We start from the raw sequence: 21772 nt of genomic DNA, 5'->3' as shown, positions 1-21772 counted from the left end.
TTCACGTCTCCTATTGAGCTTGGGTTTCGAATGCTTGGACTAACTCTGCCATTTCAGCTGCAATGAACGCTTGTGTATGCGGCATAGCAAAATGCGCTTCAATCGCGGTGCGGTTTTCATATCGCTCCCAAAGAATCACACGTTGTGGATCTTTAGAATCGTAGGTCGCATTCGCTTGCAAGCACCCCGCTTCGCTTTGCATATCAAGGCAAAATTGTTCAATGGCTTCAACTACTTGTTGTCTTGGCTTATCGGCATTCATTTTCAGTTCGGCGGTAACAAAAATCGTCTCACTCATGATGGATCTCTTTCTCCATTCTTAATCATACGCCCACTGTAATTAACCTCATTTGATTGATAAACTCTGCTTTAGTTATTTCTTTATTAACTCTGGGTGTGCAATGGATAAATTAACAAGCATGAAAGTTTTCGCTTACGTGGTCGAACACGGCAGCTTTCGTAATGCTGCACACCACTTTGATATTTCACCGACCATGGTTGGCAAGCACGTGAGCTTTCTTGAGCAAAGCTTAGGTACACAGCTGATTCATCGGACCACGCGCAAACAGTCCTTGACCGAAGCCGGTAAACTCTACTACCAAGAGTGCCACCGCATTATTGAAGACATCACCAACGCAGAGAACCTAATCCAGACGCTGATCAACCGTCCAACTGGAACGGTAAAAGTTAACTGCTCTGTCACGTATGGCAAAAAGGTCATCGCCCCCATCGTAGCTGACTTCTTAGCTGAATTTCCCGATTTGAACGTTGAGCTGATGTTGGACAACAATTTGATTGACCCATATCGAAGCGAAGCTGACGTGATTATTCGAATCGGTGAGTTGGTCGATTCGTCGTTAGTCGCGAGAAAATTGGGTGAATACCACATGACTTACTGCGCCTCACCCTCTTACCTTGAGCAACATGCCCCTATCCAATCGCTTGATGACCTTGAACATCATCATTGTTTGGGGTTTCAGTATCACCAAGGAGAAAGCCAACAAGTGGTGAACATGCCATCTAATACCTTTGGAAACAGCAACACCCGATTAACGTCTAACAATGGCGATGTACTTAAGTTCGCCGCGTTAAAAGGCTCTGGTGTTCTTCTGCAACCAAAGATCTTAGTTGAGCAGGAAATCCAATCTGGTGCCTTGGTAGAAATTCTCCAGCAACATGCTCCCAAGCCAAAACCGATCCACCTGCTTTACCGTTCAAAACAGCTTTCCCTTAAAAACCGTACCTTGGTCGATTTTATTCTTTCGCATGTGAATCCGTAACGCCCCACATAAAGCGGCGACAATTTAACCATTGAATTAACTTTTATTGTCGATATGACAAATATTATTGCTTGTTAATTGTCTTTATTTTTCATGTAGTTAGTCAGAAACACCCATAACTAGGCATAATTTATTGATTCACACCAATTGCATTGCTCTGACAAAGTGACTAGGATTGCCGCCTTTCCTGAGTGAACTATCAAAAAATATCGAGAAATTTAATCTGATTTCTCTTCCTGTTCGTGTGCAATCACAACATTTACACTCATTTCAAATTGCATAAGCACATTCCTTTGCTTATGAAAACGACATTGATTTCTCAACGCTTTTAGTCACGTATGTGGCTTTTTGGCTTGAGAGAGATTTTTATTCAAGGTAGGTCACAAGGACGCTACCCCTTGACTGCATTTACTGGAGGATAAAATGCCTAAAGGTCTAATGCTGACTGACTTAGCCATTGCTGGCTTACTATTGATTTTGGCAAAAGTCATTCGCGTTCACACGCCATTACTGCAACGTATGTACATTCCATCGGCGGTTCTCGCAGGATTATTCGGTCTAATTTTTGGACCAGCCCTGCTAGACTTACTGCCTTGGACCGATACCTTTACCGCTAACGCAAGCCTGTTAACTGCTGCACTTTTTTCTGCGTTAGGTCTGGCAACGGATGTTCCATCACCTAAAACCGTCGCACAGCGCGCTGGCTCATTGTGGGCGTTTAACCAAATCGCTTCTGTTTCTCAGTGGTTGTTTGCGGCAATGTTTGGTCTAGTTCTCACAACCTTCTTCTGGCCAGAGATTAATCCTGGCTTTGGTGTGACAATGTCTGCGGGTTTTATGGGCGGACATGGCTCTGCATCTGTTGTTGGTGAAATCTTCACGGGGCTTGGCTGGGAAGATGGCTTCACACTTGGCTTAACGTTCGCAACCGTGGGTATTTTCATCTCGATTTCTGTCGGCATGCTCATGCTGCAATTCGCATTGAAGATGGGTTGGATTCGTAGCTTTACGACCTTCGACAGCATGGACGAACACGAACGCAAAGGCCTTGTTAAGCCTAATGATCAAGAACCGGTAATGAAAGACACCATGTCTTCCCTGTCGGTTGATTCTTTTGCGATTCACGCGGCGTTGGTTGTAGTGGTAACAGCTTTCTCGTATGTAGCGGCTAACTACTTATCTTCTTTCCACGATAAGGTGCAGATCCCGACGTTTGTAACTGGCTTCCTTGGCGGCATGCTCGTGCGAATCGTCGCGAAACAAACGAAAGCTTCACGCTATCTTTGTGACGGTGCATTCAAACATGCTGCGGGCATCAGTACCGATTATTTGATTATCTTTGGTATCTCAGCCATCAAGATTACCGTCTTAGCCCAGTATTTAATGCCGATGGTAGTGCTTGCAATCGGCGGTATCGCCTTCACACTATGGCTAATCTTCTGGGTTGCCCCACGTATCATGGGAGAAGATTGGTTCGAGAAAGGCATTTTCTCTTGGGGTTGGTTAACCGGTACGGTTGCCATGGGTATTGCGTTGCTTCGTATTGTTGATCCAAAAATGCGTAGCAAGGTGCTTGATGATTACGCCATCGCTTATGTCCCTGGCTCAATCACTGACATCTTCATCATCTCTTTGATGCCAATCGCGATGTATAACGGCATGCACTGGCAAGCGCTTGGTGTAGGATTAGGTTACATCGCAATTGTCTTATTTATTTGGCGATTCATTTTTAAACGTAACAGCAGTGCTCTGACACACGAATCTTAGTCGCTTTACTCGGGAGGATTTTATCCTCTCGAGTTCATTCCTTGGTTTTTATCAAAATCACTCCTCATCTCGAAAATAAGCAACTTGTTTTATATTTGAGATTTGCAATCCCGATCTCTTATTATCATTCTTTTTTAATACTTGACCTGAACGTTTCTATATCAGAATAGCCGCCTATTCGTTTCTAAAACATGGAGAAAGGCTGTGCGTCGCTCTCAAGGATTTACTCTTATTGAACTCATTGTGTGCATCATCATTCTTGGTATTGTAAGCGTCGTTGCATTTCCTAAATTTCTTGGCTTACAAAAAGATGCCAGAGTGGCGGTTCTATATGGAGCCAGAGAAGCACTCATGACCGCCAACAACTTTGTCTACACCAAAGCAGTGATTCAATCTCAAGAGACAGTAGATGGCGGCATACAATATAACATTGATCTAGATAATGACGGCCATAACGACCTAATTGGTTACTTTGGATTTATCAAAAATGTTATTCCAGCAAAAGAGCTAGCAGGCTTTGATCCGCAACTCACTATTAACACTTGGTATGGGGTAGACAGCCCAGACGAGCCCTACTTCCTTATTGGTTTTGCAAACAAGCCTGTTGGTCCAGAACATATGTGTTATGTCGAAGTTTACTACCCAGAAACTCCTGGTGGCCAAGTGAAATACAAAATACAAACTGACGATTGCTAATTCCCATAGAGAGTGGCAGTAACACTTTTACTTTTGGTGTTTTCATCGTTATTGCAAGGTAATGGCTCCAAAACCACCATTAACAACTATTTCACATAATGTCGTCGCACAGTTAGCTCATAGAGATAAAACCAGTAATTTGCGCCGACACATGGCTATAATTGAAACAATCTATCGTTTTTAAACCCGCCTATAACTTGTGCTTGTAAACTCATCATTTCGCTCAATAATAGTTCTATAACAAATTCAATAATTTAAAGCGGGAGGCGTAATGAGAATATTCTGGCAGCTACGTTGGTATTTCCAACAAAAGTGGAGGCACTATGTCGGATCCATTCTGCTTTTCGCTGTGATATCAGCACTACAGCTTGTTCCGCCCAAAGCAGTTGGCATCATCGTTGATGGCGTCGTAGACAACACTTTAGATACAAATACGCTGATTCTATGGCTCTCAGGGTTAACTGTACTGATCTTTACTATTTATAGGTGTCGCATCTTATGGCGAATTTGGCTTTTCGGCGCAAGCTGGGAACTCGGGACCATTCTACGTAACCGTCTATATAGGCATTTATCGACACAGCCACCTCGTTTTTTTGAACGTTACAAGACGGGGGATCTGATGGCTCGTGGCACTAATGATGTGCGTAATATCGTTATGACAGCCGGCGAAGGGGTTTTAACCGCCGCAGACTCTTTGATCACTGGTATTGCGGTTTTAATCATTATGGTAACGCAAGTAAGCTGGAAGCTCACCGTAATGGCGCTTCTTCCAATGCCATTTCTTGCCATCATCATCTTCTTTATTGTGCGTATCCTACATCAACGCTTTCGTGTCGCTCAGGAAGCCTTTTCTACCATGTCAGACATGACACAAGAGTCACTTAATGGCGTGCGAATGCTGCGTGCTTTCGGATTAGAAAACCAAGAGCAGCAACGTTTTGAAGAGGTTGTGGATGATACTGGCGAAAAGAACATCGCTGTCGCAAGAGTCGATGCTAGATTTGACCCGGTAATTCAGTTAACCATCGGTCTTTCTTTCCTTCTTAGTGTCGCTGCTGGTGCTTACCTTGTTGATAAAGGTGAGATCACGCTTGGTGATCTGACCGCATTTACGATGTATCTAGGGTTGATGATATGGCCGATGCTGGCATTCGCATTCCTATTTAACATTTTAGAAAGAGGCTCTGCCGCATGGAACCGACTACAAGAGATCTTTGATGAAAAGCCAGAAATTATCAGTGGTAATAAGCCAATAGAAAATAAACCACTTCCGTTAAAAATTGATATCGACGATTTCCACTGGTCTAGTGATTTACCGCCCGCTTTGACGGAAGTAAACATCGAACTTGAACCCGGAAAAATGTTGGGAGTTGCAGGGCCTGTAGGAAGCGGAAAATCGACCCTGTTAACACTACTTTTGCGTCAACATGATTTAGAAAACGGCTCAATTAAATTCGGTGATGTCGAGATCAAGGATGCCCTACTTCCACAGTGGCGAAACCGCTTTGCTGTAGTTAACCAAAGTCCGTTTCTATTCTCCAAATCTATCTTCGACAATATTGCCTTAGGCAACCCTAATGCAGAGAAAGAAGAAGTCTATAGAGCAGCAAAGTTAGCCTGTATACATGACGATATTGAGAAGTTTCCTGAAGGCTACCAAACAGAAGTTGGTGAAAAAGGCATTACACTCTCCGGCGGGCAAAAACAACGTATTGCGATAGCACGCGCTATGCTGCTGAATGCCCAAGTGTTGGTTTTGGACGATGCACTTTCCGCTGTTGATGGACGGACCGAACATCAAATCCTTAAGAATTTGGAAACACACTACCGTGATCAAGCCCTAATCGTTATTGCACACCGCCTCACCGCATTGGAAGCAGCAGACGAGATCATTGTCTTGAATCACGGCCACATTACTGAACGTGGGCAACATAGCGCTTTATTAGCGCATCAGGGATGGTACGCCGAAATGTTCGAGTACCAAAAACTAGAACAGGCGATGGAGGAATAATGAATGAACCAGACCAGCACGTTTAAACGGTTAATGTCTTACCCATTATCTCAACCAAAGCCAATGATTAAAGGACTCGCCTTGCTGTTTATTGCAGCGTTAGCTAGCGCCGGCGGCCCTTGGTTGATTCAATATTTCATTGATGAGCACATCGCTAAAGGTGACTATTCACAAAATGTTCTGATTTCGCTAGCAGTAGGTTATATCGCTCTTCAGATCGTATCGGCAACATTCCAGTATTTTCAGTCATTGCAATTTAGCATTGTCGCGGCTAACACGATCAAAGCGATTCGTAAGCAAGTATTTTCTGGCGTGATTAAGCAGCCGTTATCTGCGTTTGATTACACTCCTGCTGGAAAATTGGTGTCGCGAATCACCAACGATACGGAATCTTTACAGCAATTTTATGAGCTTTTGATCGCGACCGTGGTGAAAAACGTGGTCATGATTGTCGTAATGCTTGGCGTTATGTTTTTCATGAGCTGGAAGCTCACACTCGTTGTGCTTGTATTGCTGCCGATCGTCATCGGCTTTATGTACTTGTTTAAGCAGCTAAGTACAGAAAGCTACCGAAAGATGCGTGACCTATTGACCGATATAAATGCGAATCTGAGTGAATCCATTCAAGGGATGAGTGTCATTCAATTAATGCAACAAGAAGAGCGTTTTAATAAACAGTTCAACGAGCTAACCGCAGAGCATCTGGTGGCATCTAAACGAGTGATTCGGCTAAACGGCTATCTGCTAAGACCATTAATGGACTTACTCGCTGGTCTTGCGTTGCTTTGCTTGGTTGCGATCTTTGGTTTTAATGGTATTGAGTTGATTGGTGTGGGGGTACTGTATGCATTTATCAGTTATCTTGCGCGAGTTACTGAACCACTAATTGAGATGACTCAGCAACTTGCTCTACTTCAGCAAGCGTTAGTATCAAGCGAACGTGTTTTTGAATTAATTGACGCGAAAGAACAAACTTACGGGGACAATCATCAACCATTAAGGTCAGGTGCTATCGAACTTAGAGACCTCACATTTAGCTACGATGGTAAACAGGACGTCCTAAAAGACATTTCGTTGAAGGCCAACCACCAAGACTTTATCGCGCTTGTCGGGCATACAGGAAGCGGTAAAAGCACCTTAGCGTCACTGTTAATGGGCTTTTATCCAACTCAATGTGGTGAACTGCTCATAGATGGTCGTCCACTTAAAACATTAGGGAAAGACGTACTTCGCAAAGATGTGGCAATGGTTCAACAAGATCCACATATTCTCCCTGCTTCAGTCAGAGAAAACATCTCTCTCAGTCGGGCGGTTGATGACAATCAAATATGGGATGCGTTAGACAAGGTAGGTTTGGCAGAACAAATTCATCGTTACCCTAACGGGCTAGACACGCAGTTAGGTCAAGGCGAAACTAATTTATCTGCAGGTCAGAAACAGCTTTTGGCGTTAGCACGTGTGCTTGTGGTAAAACCTAAGGTATTGATATTAGATGAAGCAACCGCAAATATTGACTCAGGAACAGAGGCTTTAATCCAAAAGAGCTTGGCGGTACTCAGACAAGACATGACGCTCGTTGTTATTGCTCATCGGCTGTCAACTATCCTAGATGCAGACCAAATCATTGTTCTTCATCATGGGGAGTTAGTCGAGAAAGGCACACACAAAGCACTCTTAACGCAAAATGGTCGTTATGCTCAAATGTATCAGTTACAGCAAGCAAACCGACACCTACAACAGATTGAAGAAGACACCAAGCAACTCGAAGAAGCGGTGTGATTTTATGCCCGTGCCTTCTTTTATTTAGTCGGCATGGGCATAATTGGTGTAACTTCAAAATTTAGCCTTGTAAGCTTCCAATTTCTTCATAATGTGAACTAATTTTCTATTTCTTACCTATTATTGACATAACCCCTCGCTATATCACGCAAGGTCGTTGTAAAATCGTACGGTACTTAAGTCTACTGCCTGTGGCATTGGGCTGAATTCCGCTTTCTAATTATGCACATTAATCTCATGACACAAGTCCATGGACAAAGATAAGTTTACTAACATCTATCGCTTGCCTGGTTCGATTCAAATTCGTATCGGTAAATGGCAAAAGACGTTCCGCGGCACCTCTGATTTAGTTTTACATCAGGCGCTAATGGAGCGTAATAAGCAATTTAAGAAGCCAGACTTTTTACCTAAAGGCTGGTGTGTCACTCCTATTGATGAAAACGACATTACCATTACGCATCACGGTAAATATATCCAAACCGTTATGCGCACAATGCTGGACAGAAAGGTCTCATACAAGCGACTGTTCCTATCTCGAATGAGTCTCGAAGATGGTGAAAAAGTGCTCCACAATTACAAGCTGGAGTGGGTAAGAAAACATAACCAGATCGCCAAAAAGTACAATCAAATTAAAAAGAAACAATATATGAACTTTGCAAGAGAAGAAGAGGAAACCCTCTACCCTTCGATTCCAAAGGGTGAGTTTGACAAAACATTATGGAACAAACTTGTCGTATCATCGTTTGGTCCGCAGAAAAAGTACAAAAACCCGCACTTTGTCCGTAAAGCCGATTTCTAAATAAACACCCCTAAAGTTAGGGGTGTTTATTTATGCGTTAACTCACCAGTCGTAAGTTAAACTTGCAATAACATTTTGTCGGTCGCCATACCAACAAAAGCCATCACATGTCGCTATGTACTTTTTATCCGCGATGTTTTTAGCTGCGACTTGTAACTTGTAATCGCCGATTCGATAACTGACCGTCGCATCCATTAAGAAATAACTTGGTACTTTTAGTCTCTCTTCATTGTCTCCGTATGACTCACCTGTATAGCGCGCGCCTAAGCCAACAGCAAAGCCATCAAGAGGTCCATCAAAGAAACGATAATGTGCCCAAGCTGATGATACAGTATTCGCCACTTGGGAAGGTGTTTTGCCAACCCATGCCTTATTGATGTCTTCTTTTATCTCTGCATCAACGTACGCAATGTTCCCGATCAATGTTAAGGATGGTGTCACATTAGCGACAGCTTCAAACTCAACGCCGTTATTTTCTATTTTTCCTATTTGCGTTAATTCACTCAAGTAGATACGAGCCAAGTTTTCTTTTGTTGCCCGATACGTTGCAATATTGAAATAACCATCAAATGAATCCGGTTGGTATTTCATACCGATTTCAAATTGATCACCGCTTTCAGGCTTCGCTGGCTTACCATTGCTGTCTTCTTGAATAATTGGATCAAAGTACTGAGAGTAACTAAAGTATGGCGTGAAGCCAGAATTAGAAATATAAGCCGTTCCCACGCTAAACGTCCACTCTCCATTATCGACTTTCGTGCGAGCACCCGTGGTAACATTATGTACTTCATTACTTGTATCGTCGTAACGTGCGCCCAATAACATCGCCCATTTATCGTTGATCAGCATATGATCTTGAAAGTAGACGCCGAGCTGCTGATTATCGATTTTCGTTCTTTGTTTATCGGTTTCGCTCAATGGTTGTAGCGTATTCGGATCGAGTAACATTATGTTATCCGAATAAGTAGGATTAAATACATTAAACCTAGGATCGGGCAAAGCTCCCATTGGTGTGTTTAATAATGCATTACCATTAGCAACGATAGGGTCATTGGCAAAATCTTTACCATCGATACTGATCATTTGAAAATCTATGCCCAACATCAAGTTATGCTCAACACTTCGCCAATTTACTTGGTGCATCAAACGATTATCGATATTAAAAGCATCAGATGACCCATCTTCTGTTGAAGCACCCCGAAGTATGGTTTTGCGTTCATTTGATGGGTCCAAAACCGGCCCCAACGCAGGCACATCAGCCGAGTAAACGTACGAATACATTTGTCTTAGCTTAACATCCATTTCGCTGTAACGAGCTGCTTGAACAAATGAAGTGGTATCATTAAATGCATGAGAAAACTCATAGCCTAAAGACACCTGCTCACGCTCAAACGTCTCCCAGTTAGGATTGCCTATCGCTAAACTATCACTGATCTTTCCATTTTTGTTTGGCGTTAACGTTCCTTCAACTGGCAAAAATTGCAGATAAGGATCTGAGTCGTCTTTTTGATAGCTCGTTAGAAAGGTAATTTCAGACGTCTCATTAAATTTGTACGTCATCGATGGAGAGAGAAGAATGCGCTCTGCTTCTACCCCACTAATTCTCGTCCCATTTTTTCTCGCTAACCCTTGAAAGCGGAAAGCTAGCTGCTCACTCACCTCAGAGTTTACGTCAAGAGAAAGTTGTTTACGGTCTTCAGAACCGTACTCCAAAGATACAAGTCCTGACCCCCCATCAAATTGAGGTCGCTTACTGACAACATTGATAACCCCACCTGGAGGGTTTTGCCCATAAAGAACAGACGCTGCACCACGTAAAACTTCAACCCTCTCTAACGCAAACGGATCTATTTGCCAACTATAGAAGCCAGAAGAATATAAACGGGTACCATCTTGATACAACCCGCTGTTCGCTTGTTTAAAACCACGAATAATAAACCAATCTTGCTTGTTATCTTCGCCGAAATAATTAGTTTGAATGCTTGGTGTGTACTGTAATGCGTCAGAAATGCTAATAGAGGCACGATCATCCATTTGCTCTCGCGTAACAACAGACACCGCTCTTGGAGTCTCATTGATAGCAATGTCAGTTTTCGTCGCTGCCCGACTCTTCGCTCCGAGATAACTAAAATCTGGACCAACTGCACTGTCTTGCTGCTGTCCAATCACAACTATATTTTCATCTTCCTGAGCCAAGACATTTGGCGTTGATAAAGCTAATACAACCGCCATCGACGTTGGTGTCAGCATAAACTGCCGAGTCATATTCTTCTCCTTTTTGTCGGCAGCCAAACCAACCCTTCATGACTTCAGCGACCGCTGAAAGAAAAGCGAGTTACGGCATCGCCAGTTGTTTCCGTAAAAGACAAACCAGAGGTTTTGCATAAAGCACTCGCATAGGTTACGAATGCCACTACGAGTGCTTATTTGTATAAGTACTTTCTTGGTTGAGGCTTAACTCATCTCTATAAACGGCGTAAACCCCACATTAAATACAAACCGCCAATGAGAGACGCCATAAGTCCTGTTGGTATTTCTTGCGGGTAAAGGACCTGTCGTCCCAACCAATCAGCCAACAACATCACCCCTGCCCCCAGTATCGCGGCGCATAACATGTGTTGTGACGCTTTGTTAAAACCAAATAAGCGAGCTAAATGCGGAGCCAACAACCCAACAAAGCTAATCGGGCCAACAACCAATGTCGCACTGACCGTGAGACAAGCAACTAAAAGAAGCAGTATTGCGCGTGAACGATCAACTCGAATTCCAAGTGCTTTAGAGGAAGCGGCACCGACAGGAAGAATATCTAGCCATCTTACGCAGAGAAAACTCAACCCTATAAAGACAAGCGCAGATAAAGACAATGGGAGTAACGTTTCAACCGAGACATAGTAGGTAGACCCAGACAACCAAGCCAATGCTTGATAACTTCTTGGGTCACCAGTGGCTAGAATAAAGCTCTGTATTGCATTCATCAGTGCGGTTATCGCAATACCAGTCAACAAAATACGCTCCGGCTGAAAGCCTGACTTACGGTTTAGCAGCACAATGACTAATACCGTCGCTAATGCGCCTACGAGCCCGCCTAGAGAAAGAGTGAAAATTGACGAACCAAACCCAGTAAACATCGCGATGATCAATCCCATCGCTGTCCCTGAACTGATACCGATCACTTCAGGACTTGCCATTGGGTTTCCACTTAGGCGTTGAATCATGGTTCCAGCAATCGCTAACATTGCCCCCGCAATTGCTGCTGCAAATAATCTAGGTGCGCGCCATTCCAAAAAAATCCAATTTTGGCTAGCAAATAAGTTTGTCCACCCTTCATTTTGCACAGCAACCGTGGCAAAAAGAACAACAGAAATTAACGTGCCGATCAACGCCAATGAGATCGCTTTAGGGTTTAGCTTGTAAACATGTTGACGGTGTCGAGTTAACACTGTTTGAGTATGGCCCTGCGTCTTTTGTGATAAACGAGGTAACAGCCATAACAGTAACGGAGCGCCCAATGCAGCCGTTGCTGCTCCCGTTGGTATAAAACTCGCCATTAGCCCTGGCAGTTGCTGAATAACCAAATCGGTTAAAGTCAATAACATGGCACCAATAAGCATTGATACCCAAAGCTTATGCTGGACTTTATTGATACCTATCAATCGAGTAATTGCTGGCGCCGCTAACCCGATGAAACCGATGATTCCTACGGCAGAAACCACCCAAGAAGTGATTAACACCGCAAGCCCAAGACAGACAAAACGCAACTTAGCTAGCGAGACACCTAAACTCTTGGCACCTTGCTCGGAGAGTTCCAACAGACTTAACGGCTTTGCAATCACAAATGCAACGACCGTAGCAAGTGCGATTCGAGGGGCAAGATACGAGAAATCTCCCCATCCACTCTGAACAAGCGAACCGGCTCCCCATATCATTAACCCATTCAGCTTTTCGGTATTCATCATCAGAATAACCGTACTTAATGATGCAAAGTACAGGTTTATCACTAACCCAGAAACGACGACAACCGTTGGAGATAACGCTCGTCGCCATGACAACAGCATCACCAACCCCATCGATATCACACCGCCGATGAGAGCAACCAAATTAGGCGCAATATCCAACATCCAAGGAGCGAATAGCGTAGCTAACATCAAAGCAAAACTTGAACCGCTCGCCACACCAAGTGTCGTGGGTGAAGCGAGAGGGTTACGCAGCACTTGCTGCATCAATACCCCAGCAACCGCTAATCCAGCACCAGATATAATCGTGGTGAAGACTCGAGGCCACCAGCTAAAGTGAAGCAAAACAGAATCGATAGATTGAAAGTTAGGCTCCCATAAACTGCTTAGAGCCAACGAAAATGAGCTTACTTGGTACAATTGGAAAGCACCAATAGAAAAGGTAAATGCCGAAAGTAACACCACAAAGCTTAAAGGCATCGTTTTCATTGTGTTAACTCCTCGACCTTACTCGCCGTAACTAACTCTGCGAAACGGAGAGCTGAAGGCATAGAACCAAAACTCCAAACGGGCGCGACTTGCATGACCTTTTCACCAGATTGTTGAACAACATATTGCCAAAATGGGTCTTGAGAGAGCTGCTCCGCTCCACCATAAGGTAATGGCTCTACGATAACGATTTGAGCTTTTATGCCAGCTAACTTGTCGATGCCAACTAGGCTGAAGCCCCAGCTATTCGTCTTTTCATTCCATGCATTACTCAGCCCAATCTTTTCGATAGCCTGGGAGTAAAGACTATTTTGACCAAAAACACGTACGTGCTTTGTATCCATAAACTGAATCATTAGAAGTGGCGGCTGGCCTTTATTTATAAGCTGTTTTAATAAAGACAAACGTTTTTCATATTGTTGGATAAGCGCCTCTGCTTCCGCCTCTCTTCCCAGCTCTTCACCAAACCTCCGAGTGAAACTGGTAAGTACCGACCAATCCGTAATCCCGCTTTCATATAAGTCAATGGTGGTAACCGGGGCGATATCAACTAAGCGATGCTTCATTGAGGAGAAGTACGGGGCAATAAAAATACGATCAGGTCTGAGCTCGTAAATGCGCTCTATATTGGGTTGAGTTCTTAACCCTACATCCTTCGTTTGAGGTGGTAACGGTGGCGATTTTACCCAAGCATCGTAATCTTGCCCTTGAGCAACGCCTACAGGTACGACCCCTAAAGCCAACATCGTTTCAGTTTGTGTCCAATCAACCGACATCACCCGAGGTGATGCGTCAGCTAGTGCTTGAAAAGAACTGACCAAAAGCGCACTAAGTGAGAGAGCGAAAGAGAAATGTTTAAGTCGAGTGTTTGTACTGCTCATTATTCCAACCTTTAGCTTGGCATCGCCACCGGGTAACCCGCAGGGTGGTCAGAGATCATCATCTCTATCCCATATATGTCCCTCAACTTAGGTTCAGTAAACACCTGTTCAACATTGCCTTGTGCAATCAAATCACCTTGATGTAATGCAACGATGTAGTCGCAAAATCGTGCAGCCAAGTTGATGTCGTGTAATACGATAATAACGCCCAAGCCCAGTTCTTGACTGAGTTTAGAGATAAGCTTCAACATATCGACTTGATGGCTGATATCTAGCGCAGACAAAGGCTCATCAAGAAGCAAATACTCGGTTTTTTGGGCTAACAGCATAGCTAGCCACACACGTTGACGCTCTCCTCCAGATAACGTGTCCACTAAGCGATCTGCGTATTTTAGTGTGCCTGTCATCGCCATTGCTTCTTCAACAATGTCGTGATCTTTCTTACTCAAACGTCCAAGTAAACCATGCCATGGATAACGACCAAAACCGACTAAATCTCGACCTAAAATACTGTCGGTCACCGGAAGATGCTGAGGCAAGTAGGCAATGTGTTGGGCGAATTTTTTCGCTGAGAGATCGTTAATGCTCGTTCCATGCAGAACCACGTCACCAGCGGTGTATGGCTGTTGCTGTGCCAGCAACTTTAACAATGTGGATTTTCCTGAACCATTGTGTCCAACAAGGGCGTATGTTTTTCCGGGTTCAAATGTCACATCAAACGCTTTTAGCAATGACTTGCCTTCAATCTCAAACTGGAGTGCTTTAGCTTCCAACATCCCTACTTCACCTAATAGCCATTTACGAATAACAGTTATTCAAAGCTCTCATTCGTTGATCACGTTTGCCGTTCTTATTCAACAGAACGATTAATAAGGGAGGTTTTATATAACAACAAAGATACAAATGCAAACCGTTGTCATTATCATTACATCAACAAGATCATTGAGAGAATTGCTAAGTGTTAGTGATAATTTGCTCTGCTGAACTTCATTAGTAAATTATAGGCAGGTCAACGAGAGCAGCGGTCTCCCACTGCTCTCGCATAAATTTGAACGAATACTGCAGCGTATGAAGAAATGAAAAATGCCGCAGTGAATACATTAATGACGAGCGTCAGCGCCAAACTCTACTTCTTTATAGATATCGGCCAGCGACTTTTTACCTTGTTTGTCTTTGGCTGAACGCTTTTTCTTAGTTTGATAATGGTATTCTTGCTCCTGAAGTGCTTGTTCGTGCTCTTTTGCTGACTCAACAAACTCAGGATTTGCAAGTGCTTGTTGGCGTAAGCGGTTTACTCTTTCAAGGGTTTCCCACAACATACTTCACCTCCAAACGTGTTACTGTATATAAAAACAGTATTGTTTAAATATTCCTCCTCGTCAACATTTCAACTTTGTTACTGCTCTTCACATTAACCCCAAGCCTGTATAGTGCTCGGGATATTTGTGGATGATTTGCTTTATATAACCTTGATGCTCTCGCAGAGCATCAACACATTCTCGAGATAACCATCCCTGATATACCCATTTTTCAAGTTCTAACAATGCGTATGGGATGGACCACGCTTGTCTGTACGGATGGTGCGTCGTCATAAAATCAAAGGCATTCGCGACAGCCGTAATTTGGGCGGCTATTGGTATATCATCACTGGTTAAACCATACGGATAACCAGTGCCATTTAAATTTTCGTACTGATAAATAATCATCTGCAAAAACAAAGTCACACTCGGGTGAACCGGATTTCCGATACGGGCAACTATGTCATCCGCTGAATCGATACAACGCTCAATATGTTGAATCAATATCGCCTCTTGTTCTTGAGAGTAATTTGTTCGGCGGCTAGCAATTTCAACTGGCAGCTGACTATCACCGAGCGCATGGAACTGAGCAAAAATACCAATATCTTCGACCATTTCGTCATTCAGGTGATAACGATCCGCTAACTGCGTTGCGATAATTTGACTGTAGTACTTCATGCGTTTGGTATGCGCGTAATACTCAGGTGAATAGCCTGGCATCATACACTGCATTCGGTTAGCTAGCGTTTCTATCGCATTGACTACTTGAGTTTCTGATTCAACCGCAAATCGAATCATTTCGAAATAAGGTTTAAGACCATTCAGCGCTTCTAAACTAAACGCATCACGTTGAGTGGAGTTCAAAAATACAAAACCAGTAAAAGCTTTATTGTCATAACAAGGAATAGCAGCCGACGACTGATATCCGTGTTTGAGTAAAATTTGAACCCGAGGACAGTGCTTAATATCATGAAGGTCTTCGACGATACGAGGAACCGCGTTTTTAGAGGCAATATTGAGGTGGTGGAGTTTACGGAATGCTGATTCGTGATGGGCTAAACACCAAGTGTCGAACTCACTTTCTGCAAATGATTTGAGCACATCTTGGTCTGGGTGATATTTTGCAAATGACACCCTATCAATACATGGCAAGTGCGCCTGCATCCTGCCTTTTAGCGTTTGCAGTTGCTCGTTAAGCGGTTTTGCAAACGGGTAAAAACTCCGGTGCGCCATGCTTCACCTCCACACCAAAGCAGAGAAACAAGAAAAGCTCATTGTGTTGCAAATTCAATGGTATTTTGAGCGGTTTTCTCCACTTAAATTATCGATATACCACAACTTAAGTGTACGAAATAAAAGCACATTTCTACCAATTTTTTCACCGGATATCTTACGGTAATTTGATCCAGATTAAAAAAGCCAACGAGCGAAACTCGTTGGCCTAACAATACTGATTGATTACGATGGATTCAGTAACTAGAAGTTATTCAAAGAACGTTCTAAACAACTAGCCTAGAGCAGGAAGCACACCCAGCGTAATTAACACCTGAGCGAATACGATGCCAGTGCCAGCGATGCCCGTTATCACTAACGCACCTTGACCACCTGCGACGCGGTACTCCCCAGTAAAATCATCCGATTTACGAACCTTGATCACCATAACCAAAGGCAAAAAGATGGCTAAAATCGCTAAGGCAATCGCTGCATAGCCCAAAGCCATAATAAAGCCTTGAGGATAGAAAAGTGCGAAGCCTAGCGGTGGAGTAAACGTCACTAGTGCCGCAATCAAACGATTAGGCTTATCGTTACTTCCTTTGATGGTATCACCCAAAAATTCGAATAGACCCAAACTCACGCCAAGGAACGATGTCAACAATGCCAAGTCAGCAAACACACCAACAATGCTACCCAAATTTGATTGGTGTACTGTCTGAGATAGTTGACCAATCAGTGCGCTCAACCCTCCGTTCTCAACAAGCGTACTTTGGCTAACCACACCCAACGTCACGATTTGCCAAAAGATATAAATAACGAGTGGAATCGTCGAACCAATAATAACGGCTTTGCGTAAAGAAGAAGTGTCACCGTCTAAGTAATTCACAATTGCAGGTATACTTCCGTGGAAACCAAACGAAGTAAAGATAACCGGAATCGCCGCTACAACAAGGCCTTGTTCGATTGGCATACTTAACAAGTAAGATTCCGTAACGTTTGGAGCAAGAAAAGAAAGCACTGCAACCATCGCAATAAGCTTCATCGCGAACAGTACTCGGTTTACTTTATCGACCGTACCGGTACCCACTGTCACAACTAAAGTCACAATCAAGGTAAAGATTATCGTTGATGTAGGCCCTGAAATATCGAGGTCAAACCATTGTGCAAGGCGGTCTCCGAACTGAGCACCACCGCCAGCGATATACGCTGCACATAATGAGTAGAAAAGAAACAACATCGCAAAACTTGCCACCCACTTGCCTTTTTGACCTAGGATCTGTTTCGCCAAAGTATGAAGTGTAGCACTACTCTCCGCATGTTGATGAAGCTCAAGCATAAGTAAGGCAGTGAAAGCCATCAGAGCCCATAAACCTAGCATGATGATAATTGAAGTTGAAAAACCAATGCCGGCAGAGGCAAGTGGAAGCGCTAGCATACCAGCGCCTATTGTAGTGCCCGCAATAATTAGCGTACTACCGAATACTTTAGAACGACTCATTGTATATTAATCTTTACACTTTATTAGAAATTATCAGTATTAGATCGGGCAACGGCGGACCGAAACCAACACCATATTTGTATTGCCGTCGATATTGTAGGATCTTTAGCAGAATATCAAGCAAAGTGTAAGGATAAAAAACCACACATGTAAACTATAATTTACACCTTGCTGATATTTAACAATAACTGTGTGCATTCTTCCCTGTTCATGAACTTGGGAACAGGGTAATTCCAGTGCGCCTCTTTCAGAATTAAATCAACAAGCGCATCAGCATCTTCACGTTGAATGAGCGCACTGGTTTTCTCAATATCAATAGTTGAAAACAAGGACTCCAGATTCGCCAAAAAATGCTGAGCACTTGCGTTACCTAACTGCCCCTCGGCCGTCAACTCATCGAGCTTTCTTAGTTGAGGCTCAATCTCTGATAATGAAAAGCGCAGCACAGGCAACAAGGCTAATCCGTTTGCCATACCATGAGGTATTCCATATCTCGCACCGAATGTGTGAGCAAAGGCATGAACATAACCCAAACTCGCTTTGGTAAATGCTAAACCCGCGTAATAGGATGCCATAGCCATTTTATGACGAGCTTCGACATCATCCCCTTGCATCACAGCCCTAGGAAGATATTTAAAAATGAGTTTAATAGCGGCAACCGAATAAGCCATCGTTTCTTGAGTAGCGTTTTTCGATACATAGGCCTCAATAGCGTGGGTTAATGCATCAACGCCAGTATCAGCCGTGATCTTAGGAGGTAAACCAATCATTAAATTCGCATCTAAAGCTGCCATTAGTGGCACCAACTTTGGATCCATTAAAGGGGTTTTAATGTGTGAGGAGGGATCTGACACGACCGCAGCGATAGTAACTTCACTTCCGGTTCCAGCCGTTGTTGGAATAGCAAAAAGCGGCGCTGGCATTCGCCATACCTTCAATAGTCCAGCTAATTTTTTTATTGGCCGTTTATTGGTAACTTTCGCAGCGATAACTTTTGCACAATCCATTGCAGAGCCGCCACCCAAAGCTAATATGCCCTCACAATGAAAACGATGATAAGCCTCTAGACCGCTCTCTACCTGATCATAGGTAGGATCGGGCTTAACTTGCGAGAAAACATCTAACTGTAAATCGAGTTGTGCTGCTGCCTCAAGCACCTTATCAACAATACCGACTTGGACTAACCCTTCGTCGGTAACTAACAAAACGCGTTTAAATCCCAGCTCGGCCATCGATTCTAATAGCTCATTCATCGAACCAGGGCCGGAAAACAAGGTTGGTCTCGGCATAGGAAGGATAAGGGCTGCTATTTTTAACCCTGCGGTGTAAGTCCGATATAAACGATGCTTCAACATACGAAATCCTTTTCATTTAGAGCTATCATTCTAGCTACTTTTACCACCTATGCTTACTTTGCAATCACACATTTTCAATAAACTTATCTCACCAAAAAGGCTAACATCGCTGGGAAGCCGTACCATTTTATTATCTTTCCTCAACAACATGAGCTACAGAGAAAATATTTTCAACGACGCTCTATTGTCATGTTGTTAACAAGCTGCTTTACCTAATACTCTGTTAGTTACAGAGCAAGCCTCGAAGAAGTCTTCTTATTTTTTGCCCTCAAGAACAACAATATAAATTCTGTTAATCACACATTAATACCGTGTGTCTCTGGTTGAGCCCGAACACGATTTGCAAAAATAAAAATAAGAATGCGTTACATCATGATTTATTGTCGTTTTCAAATAAGTCAACAAGAGCAACAATAATCTTTCAAAACTTATACTTAGTTCAAATATCTGACTCTTAACCATGAGCTTCAGGTGATATTATTATGCAACTAGGATTATTATCCGCCCATAATCAAAACTATGTCTAAACGCCCACCTTTTTGGGGTCTATTCGCTGTCGTACCCAATTTTTCCTATCACCTTCTGATTTGGGTTTAGCGTGGGCTAATTAGCAATGTCGGTATAAACCATGAATCATTCTTGCCATTCCCATACGGACATGGGCTTTGAAGTCGATCTGAAACAAGCACTTATCTGGGTTGCGCGAGCACTCGACTATGTAGGTGTTGATGATACGCACCATAGCCACCGTGTCGCTTACATCGCTTACCAATGTGCTCGGGTCATGAACTGGGAACCAGAAAAAGCGGAGTTTTGCTACTTCGCAGGGATGATCCACGATTGTGGGGTCTCCGAAACACAAGAACATAAAATGTTACTTGAGGAGTTGGTGCCACAAGATGTAAAAACACATTGCTTAAGAGGATACCGAAGCCTCAAGCAGTGTCGTTTGTTGCGTCAGTTTGCTACACCTGTTCTTTACCACCATACACATTGGAGTGAACTAAAATATCTTGATTTACCGCCTTTTGAAAAAGAGGTCGCTGCCCTACTCTATTTAGCCGACCGTCTCGATTTTATGCGTTCCAAATACGTCATGAACTGCCACTGTGACATTGTCACACTTCATGAAGAACTAATTGCAGAGTGCATCATGGCAAACGCTGGAACTTTGTTTAATCCAGACATGGCTAAGGCAATGGTTAAGCTCGTTATGACCGACGCATTTTGGTTCGCGATGGAGTCTGAAAATATAGAAACCATCGGATTAAACTTTAAAAGCATTGATTGGCTTCAAAAACAGCTCACCATCCAAGATATGAATAGTTTGGGCATGTTTATCGCTCGAATTGTTGACGCAAAAAGCCCATTTACTTATCAACATTCGCAAAAAGTGGCGGAGTTATCTCGGTATCTAGCCATCAAGCTTGGGCTCTGTGAGCACGACCAAGAGATGTTATTTATTGCTGGGTTGGTGCATGATATCGGAAAGTTAAAAACACCAGATGAGATTCTTCATAAAGAAGGCTCTCTTAATAAACAAGAGTATACGCGTATTAAACGCCATACAATTGATACTCAGCTCGCATTACACAAAGTGTTTCCCAACGCTAAAATAGCGGAGTGGGCCTCTAATCATCACGAGCGTTTGGACGGTTCTGGCTATCCTTATCATAAAACAGGAGATGAACTCGATGTACCATCGCGTATTGTCGCGGTTGCCGATGTTTTTCAAGCTCTGTCTCAGGACCGTCCCTACCGAGGACGAATGGCTCAAGCACAAATCGCCGCGATTATGGGCGAGCAAGTCGCTAAACAAGAACTTTGTTCTGACGTCTATGCAGTGCTAGAGCGAAACATGACCGAGTGTTACGAGCTATCAACTAATGTTTAATCGATAAAGGGCGTATCTACGCCCTTTGCTGATTTTGTGCAGGTTGCAAACCAATCATTTTGCAATATCAAGTACATTGTCTCGCACACCATTGATTCTGAACCAACCTGCAATACTGAAACGCTCAGCATTGGTCGGTAAAACCTCATGCGGGAATTGCTCAGATAAGAATAAAAGTAAGCGTCCCGATTGAGGAGGGATGGTTGCTATCTTATTATCATTTAGATCGTAAACCACCAATTCACCTGCATCCTTTTCCGTCCAAGATTCGTTCATGTAAAAAACGGTTGTCAATCGACGGTTTTCATTGCCCTTAAAACAATCTAGATGCTTTTGGTAGAAATCCCCTTCCTCGTACTTGGCAAAGTGAGCTTCATACTCAAAAAGCCCCAGAAACAAGTGACGGTTCACTTCTTGGCGTATTTCTTCCATCTTATCTAAGTAAGAAGTAACCGCGTGCCCCATATTGGGCGATAACCATTGAATTTTGTCACTTCGAATTGACTCAATACGTGTCACATCGTCATTACGACCAATACGCGCTTTTTTCCAGTTACTTGGAATGCAGTCTCGTAATTGAGCCACTTCTTGTTCAGAAAGAAAATCATCCCAGATGTAGTAGCCATGGGTTGCTAACGCATCGATCATTTTATCCATTATTGTCGTTCACTCATATTAGTTGGGCGGTCTATATAAAAAATCTTCAACCCCACAACAAATGCGATTTTTTGTCGAAACGACAACAAAATAAAAAGAGAGTAAAAATAGGTGATGACGAATGTAAATTACCACCTTCTAAAGAAGGTGGCTTTGTGTGAGCCCCCTAAAAGGGGGCCTTTGTTTAGTCCAGCGCCAAT

17 protein-coding genes are annotated in these 21772 nt (G+C 43.3%); 7 read left to right on the top strand and 10 right to left on the bottom strand.

Annotated features, from left to right (window positions below; all coding sequences use genetic code 11):
- Positions 1-10 precede the first annotated feature (10 nt).
- A complete protein-coding gene (locus R7Q47_RS14975) occupies positions 11-298 on the bottom strand; it encodes a putative quinol monooxygenase (protein WP_039842932.1) in 288 nt (95 codons plus the stop codon).
- Positions 299-401: 103 nt separating this feature from the next.
- Between R7Q47_RS14975 and R7Q47_RS14970 the strand changes: the two genes are divergently transcribed.
- The 6 genes from R7Q47_RS14970 to R7Q47_RS14945 all read left to right on the top strand — a co-directional run bounded on the left by R7Q47_RS14970 (position 402) and on the right by R7Q47_RS14945 (position 8332).
- A complete protein-coding gene (locus R7Q47_RS14970) occupies positions 402-1280 on the top strand; it encodes a LysR family transcriptional regulator (RefSeq protein ID WP_213874457.1) in 879 nt (292 codons plus the stop codon).
- A gap of 423 nt (positions 1281-1703) precedes the next feature.
- Complete coding sequence (locus tag R7Q47_RS14965) at positions 1704-3047, top strand: sodium/glutamate symporter (protein ID WP_318089225.1); 1344 nt, start codon at positions 1704-1706, stop codon at positions 3045-3047.
- Between the two features lie 204 nt (positions 3048-3251).
- Positions 3252-3743, top strand: coding sequence for a type II secretion system protein (locus R7Q47_RS14960; protein ID WP_005377704.1), 492 nt, complete (start codon positions 3252-3254; stop codon positions 3741-3743).
- Between the two features lie 271 nt (positions 3744-4014).
- On the top strand, positions 4015-5754 hold the full coding sequence (locus R7Q47_RS14955; protein WP_318089224.1) for an ABC transporter transmembrane domain-containing protein: 1740 nt from the start codon (positions 4015-4017) through the stop codon (positions 5752-5754).
- 3 nt (positions 5755-5757) lie between these two features.
- Positions 5758-7533, top strand: a complete 1776-nt coding sequence (locus R7Q47_RS14950) for an ABC transporter transmembrane domain-containing protein (RefSeq protein ID WP_158156347.1) — start codon at positions 5758-5760, stop codon at positions 7531-7533.
- 250 nt (positions 7534-7783) lie between these two features.
- Positions 7784-8332, top strand: coding sequence for a hypothetical protein (locus tag R7Q47_RS14945; RefSeq protein WP_005377712.1), 549 nt, complete (start codon positions 7784-7786; stop codon positions 8330-8332).
- 42 nt (positions 8333-8374) lie between these two features.
- Here R7Q47_RS14945 and R7Q47_RS14940 read toward each other — a convergent pair whose 3' ends face one another.
- The 8 genes from R7Q47_RS14940 to R7Q47_RS14905 form a co-directional block, all read right to left on the bottom strand.
- Positions 8375-10597 carry a TonB-dependent siderophore receptor gene (locus R7Q47_RS14940; protein ID WP_213969907.1) on the bottom strand — a complete coding sequence of 741 codons (2223 nt, stop codon included), beginning with the start codon at positions 10595-10597 and terminating at the stop codon, positions 8375-8377.
- Between the two features lie 200 nt (positions 10598-10797).
- The gene (gene fhuB / locus R7Q47_RS14935) at positions 10798-12774 is read right to left on the bottom strand and encodes a Fe(3+)-hydroxamate ABC transporter permease FhuB (RefSeq protein ID WP_170893809.1); all 1977 of its coding nucleotides are present in this window, start codon (positions 12772-12774) and stop codon (positions 10798-10800) included.
- On the bottom strand, positions 12771-13655 hold the full coding sequence (locus R7Q47_RS14930) for an iron-siderophore ABC transporter substrate-binding protein (protein WP_158156339.1): 885 nt from the start codon (positions 13653-13655) through the stop codon (positions 12771-12773). The genes fhuB and R7Q47_RS14930 overlap by 4 nt, the downstream gene beginning before the upstream one ends.
- A gap of 11 nt (positions 13656-13666) precedes the next feature.
- Positions 13667-14431, bottom strand: coding sequence for an ABC transporter ATP-binding protein (locus tag R7Q47_RS14925; protein WP_005377721.1), 765 nt, complete (start codon positions 14429-14431; stop codon positions 13667-13669).
- Positions 14432-14755: 324 nt separating this feature from the next.
- A complete protein-coding gene (locus R7Q47_RS14920) occupies positions 14756-14974 on the bottom strand; it encodes a hypothetical protein (RefSeq protein WP_005377723.1) in 219 nt (72 codons plus the stop codon).
- Between the two features lie 87 nt (positions 14975-15061).
- Positions 15062-16186: an HD-GYP domain-containing protein gene (locus R7Q47_RS14915; protein WP_193837396.1), complete on the bottom strand. Its 1125-nt coding sequence runs from the start codon at positions 16184-16186 to the stop codon at positions 15062-15064.
- Between the two features lie 274 nt (positions 16187-16460).
- Complete coding sequence (locus R7Q47_RS14910; RefSeq protein WP_033905238.1) at positions 16461-17666, bottom strand: aromatic amino acid transport family protein; 1206 nt, start codon at positions 17664-17666, stop codon at positions 16461-16463.
- Positions 17667-17827: 161 nt separating this feature from the next.
- On the bottom strand, positions 17828-19021 hold the full coding sequence (locus R7Q47_RS14905) for an iron-containing alcohol dehydrogenase (protein ID WP_262627561.1): 1194 nt from the start codon (positions 19019-19021) through the stop codon (positions 17828-17830).
- A 628-nt stretch (positions 19022-19649) separates the two neighbouring features.
- On the opposite strand from R7Q47_RS14905, the gene R7Q47_RS14900 reads away from it, so the two are divergent.
- The gene (locus R7Q47_RS14900; protein WP_213893821.1) at positions 19650-20915 is read left to right on the top strand and encodes an HD domain-containing phosphohydrolase; all 1266 of its coding nucleotides are present in this window, start codon (positions 19650-19652) and stop codon (positions 20913-20915) included.
- Positions 20916-20969: 54 nt separating this feature from the next.
- On the opposite strand, the gene R7Q47_RS14895 is transcribed toward R7Q47_RS14900, so the two are convergent.
- On the bottom strand, positions 20970-21572 hold the full coding sequence (locus R7Q47_RS14895; protein ID WP_005377733.1) for a 2OG-Fe(II) oxygenase: 603 nt from the start codon (positions 21570-21572) through the stop codon (positions 20970-20972).
- Positions 21573-21772 lie beyond the last annotated feature (200 nt).

The sequence above is a fragment of the Vibrio sp. Vb0349 genome (assembly GCF_033338975.1).
This window is presented reverse-complemented; position numbering and strand designations above follow the sequence as displayed.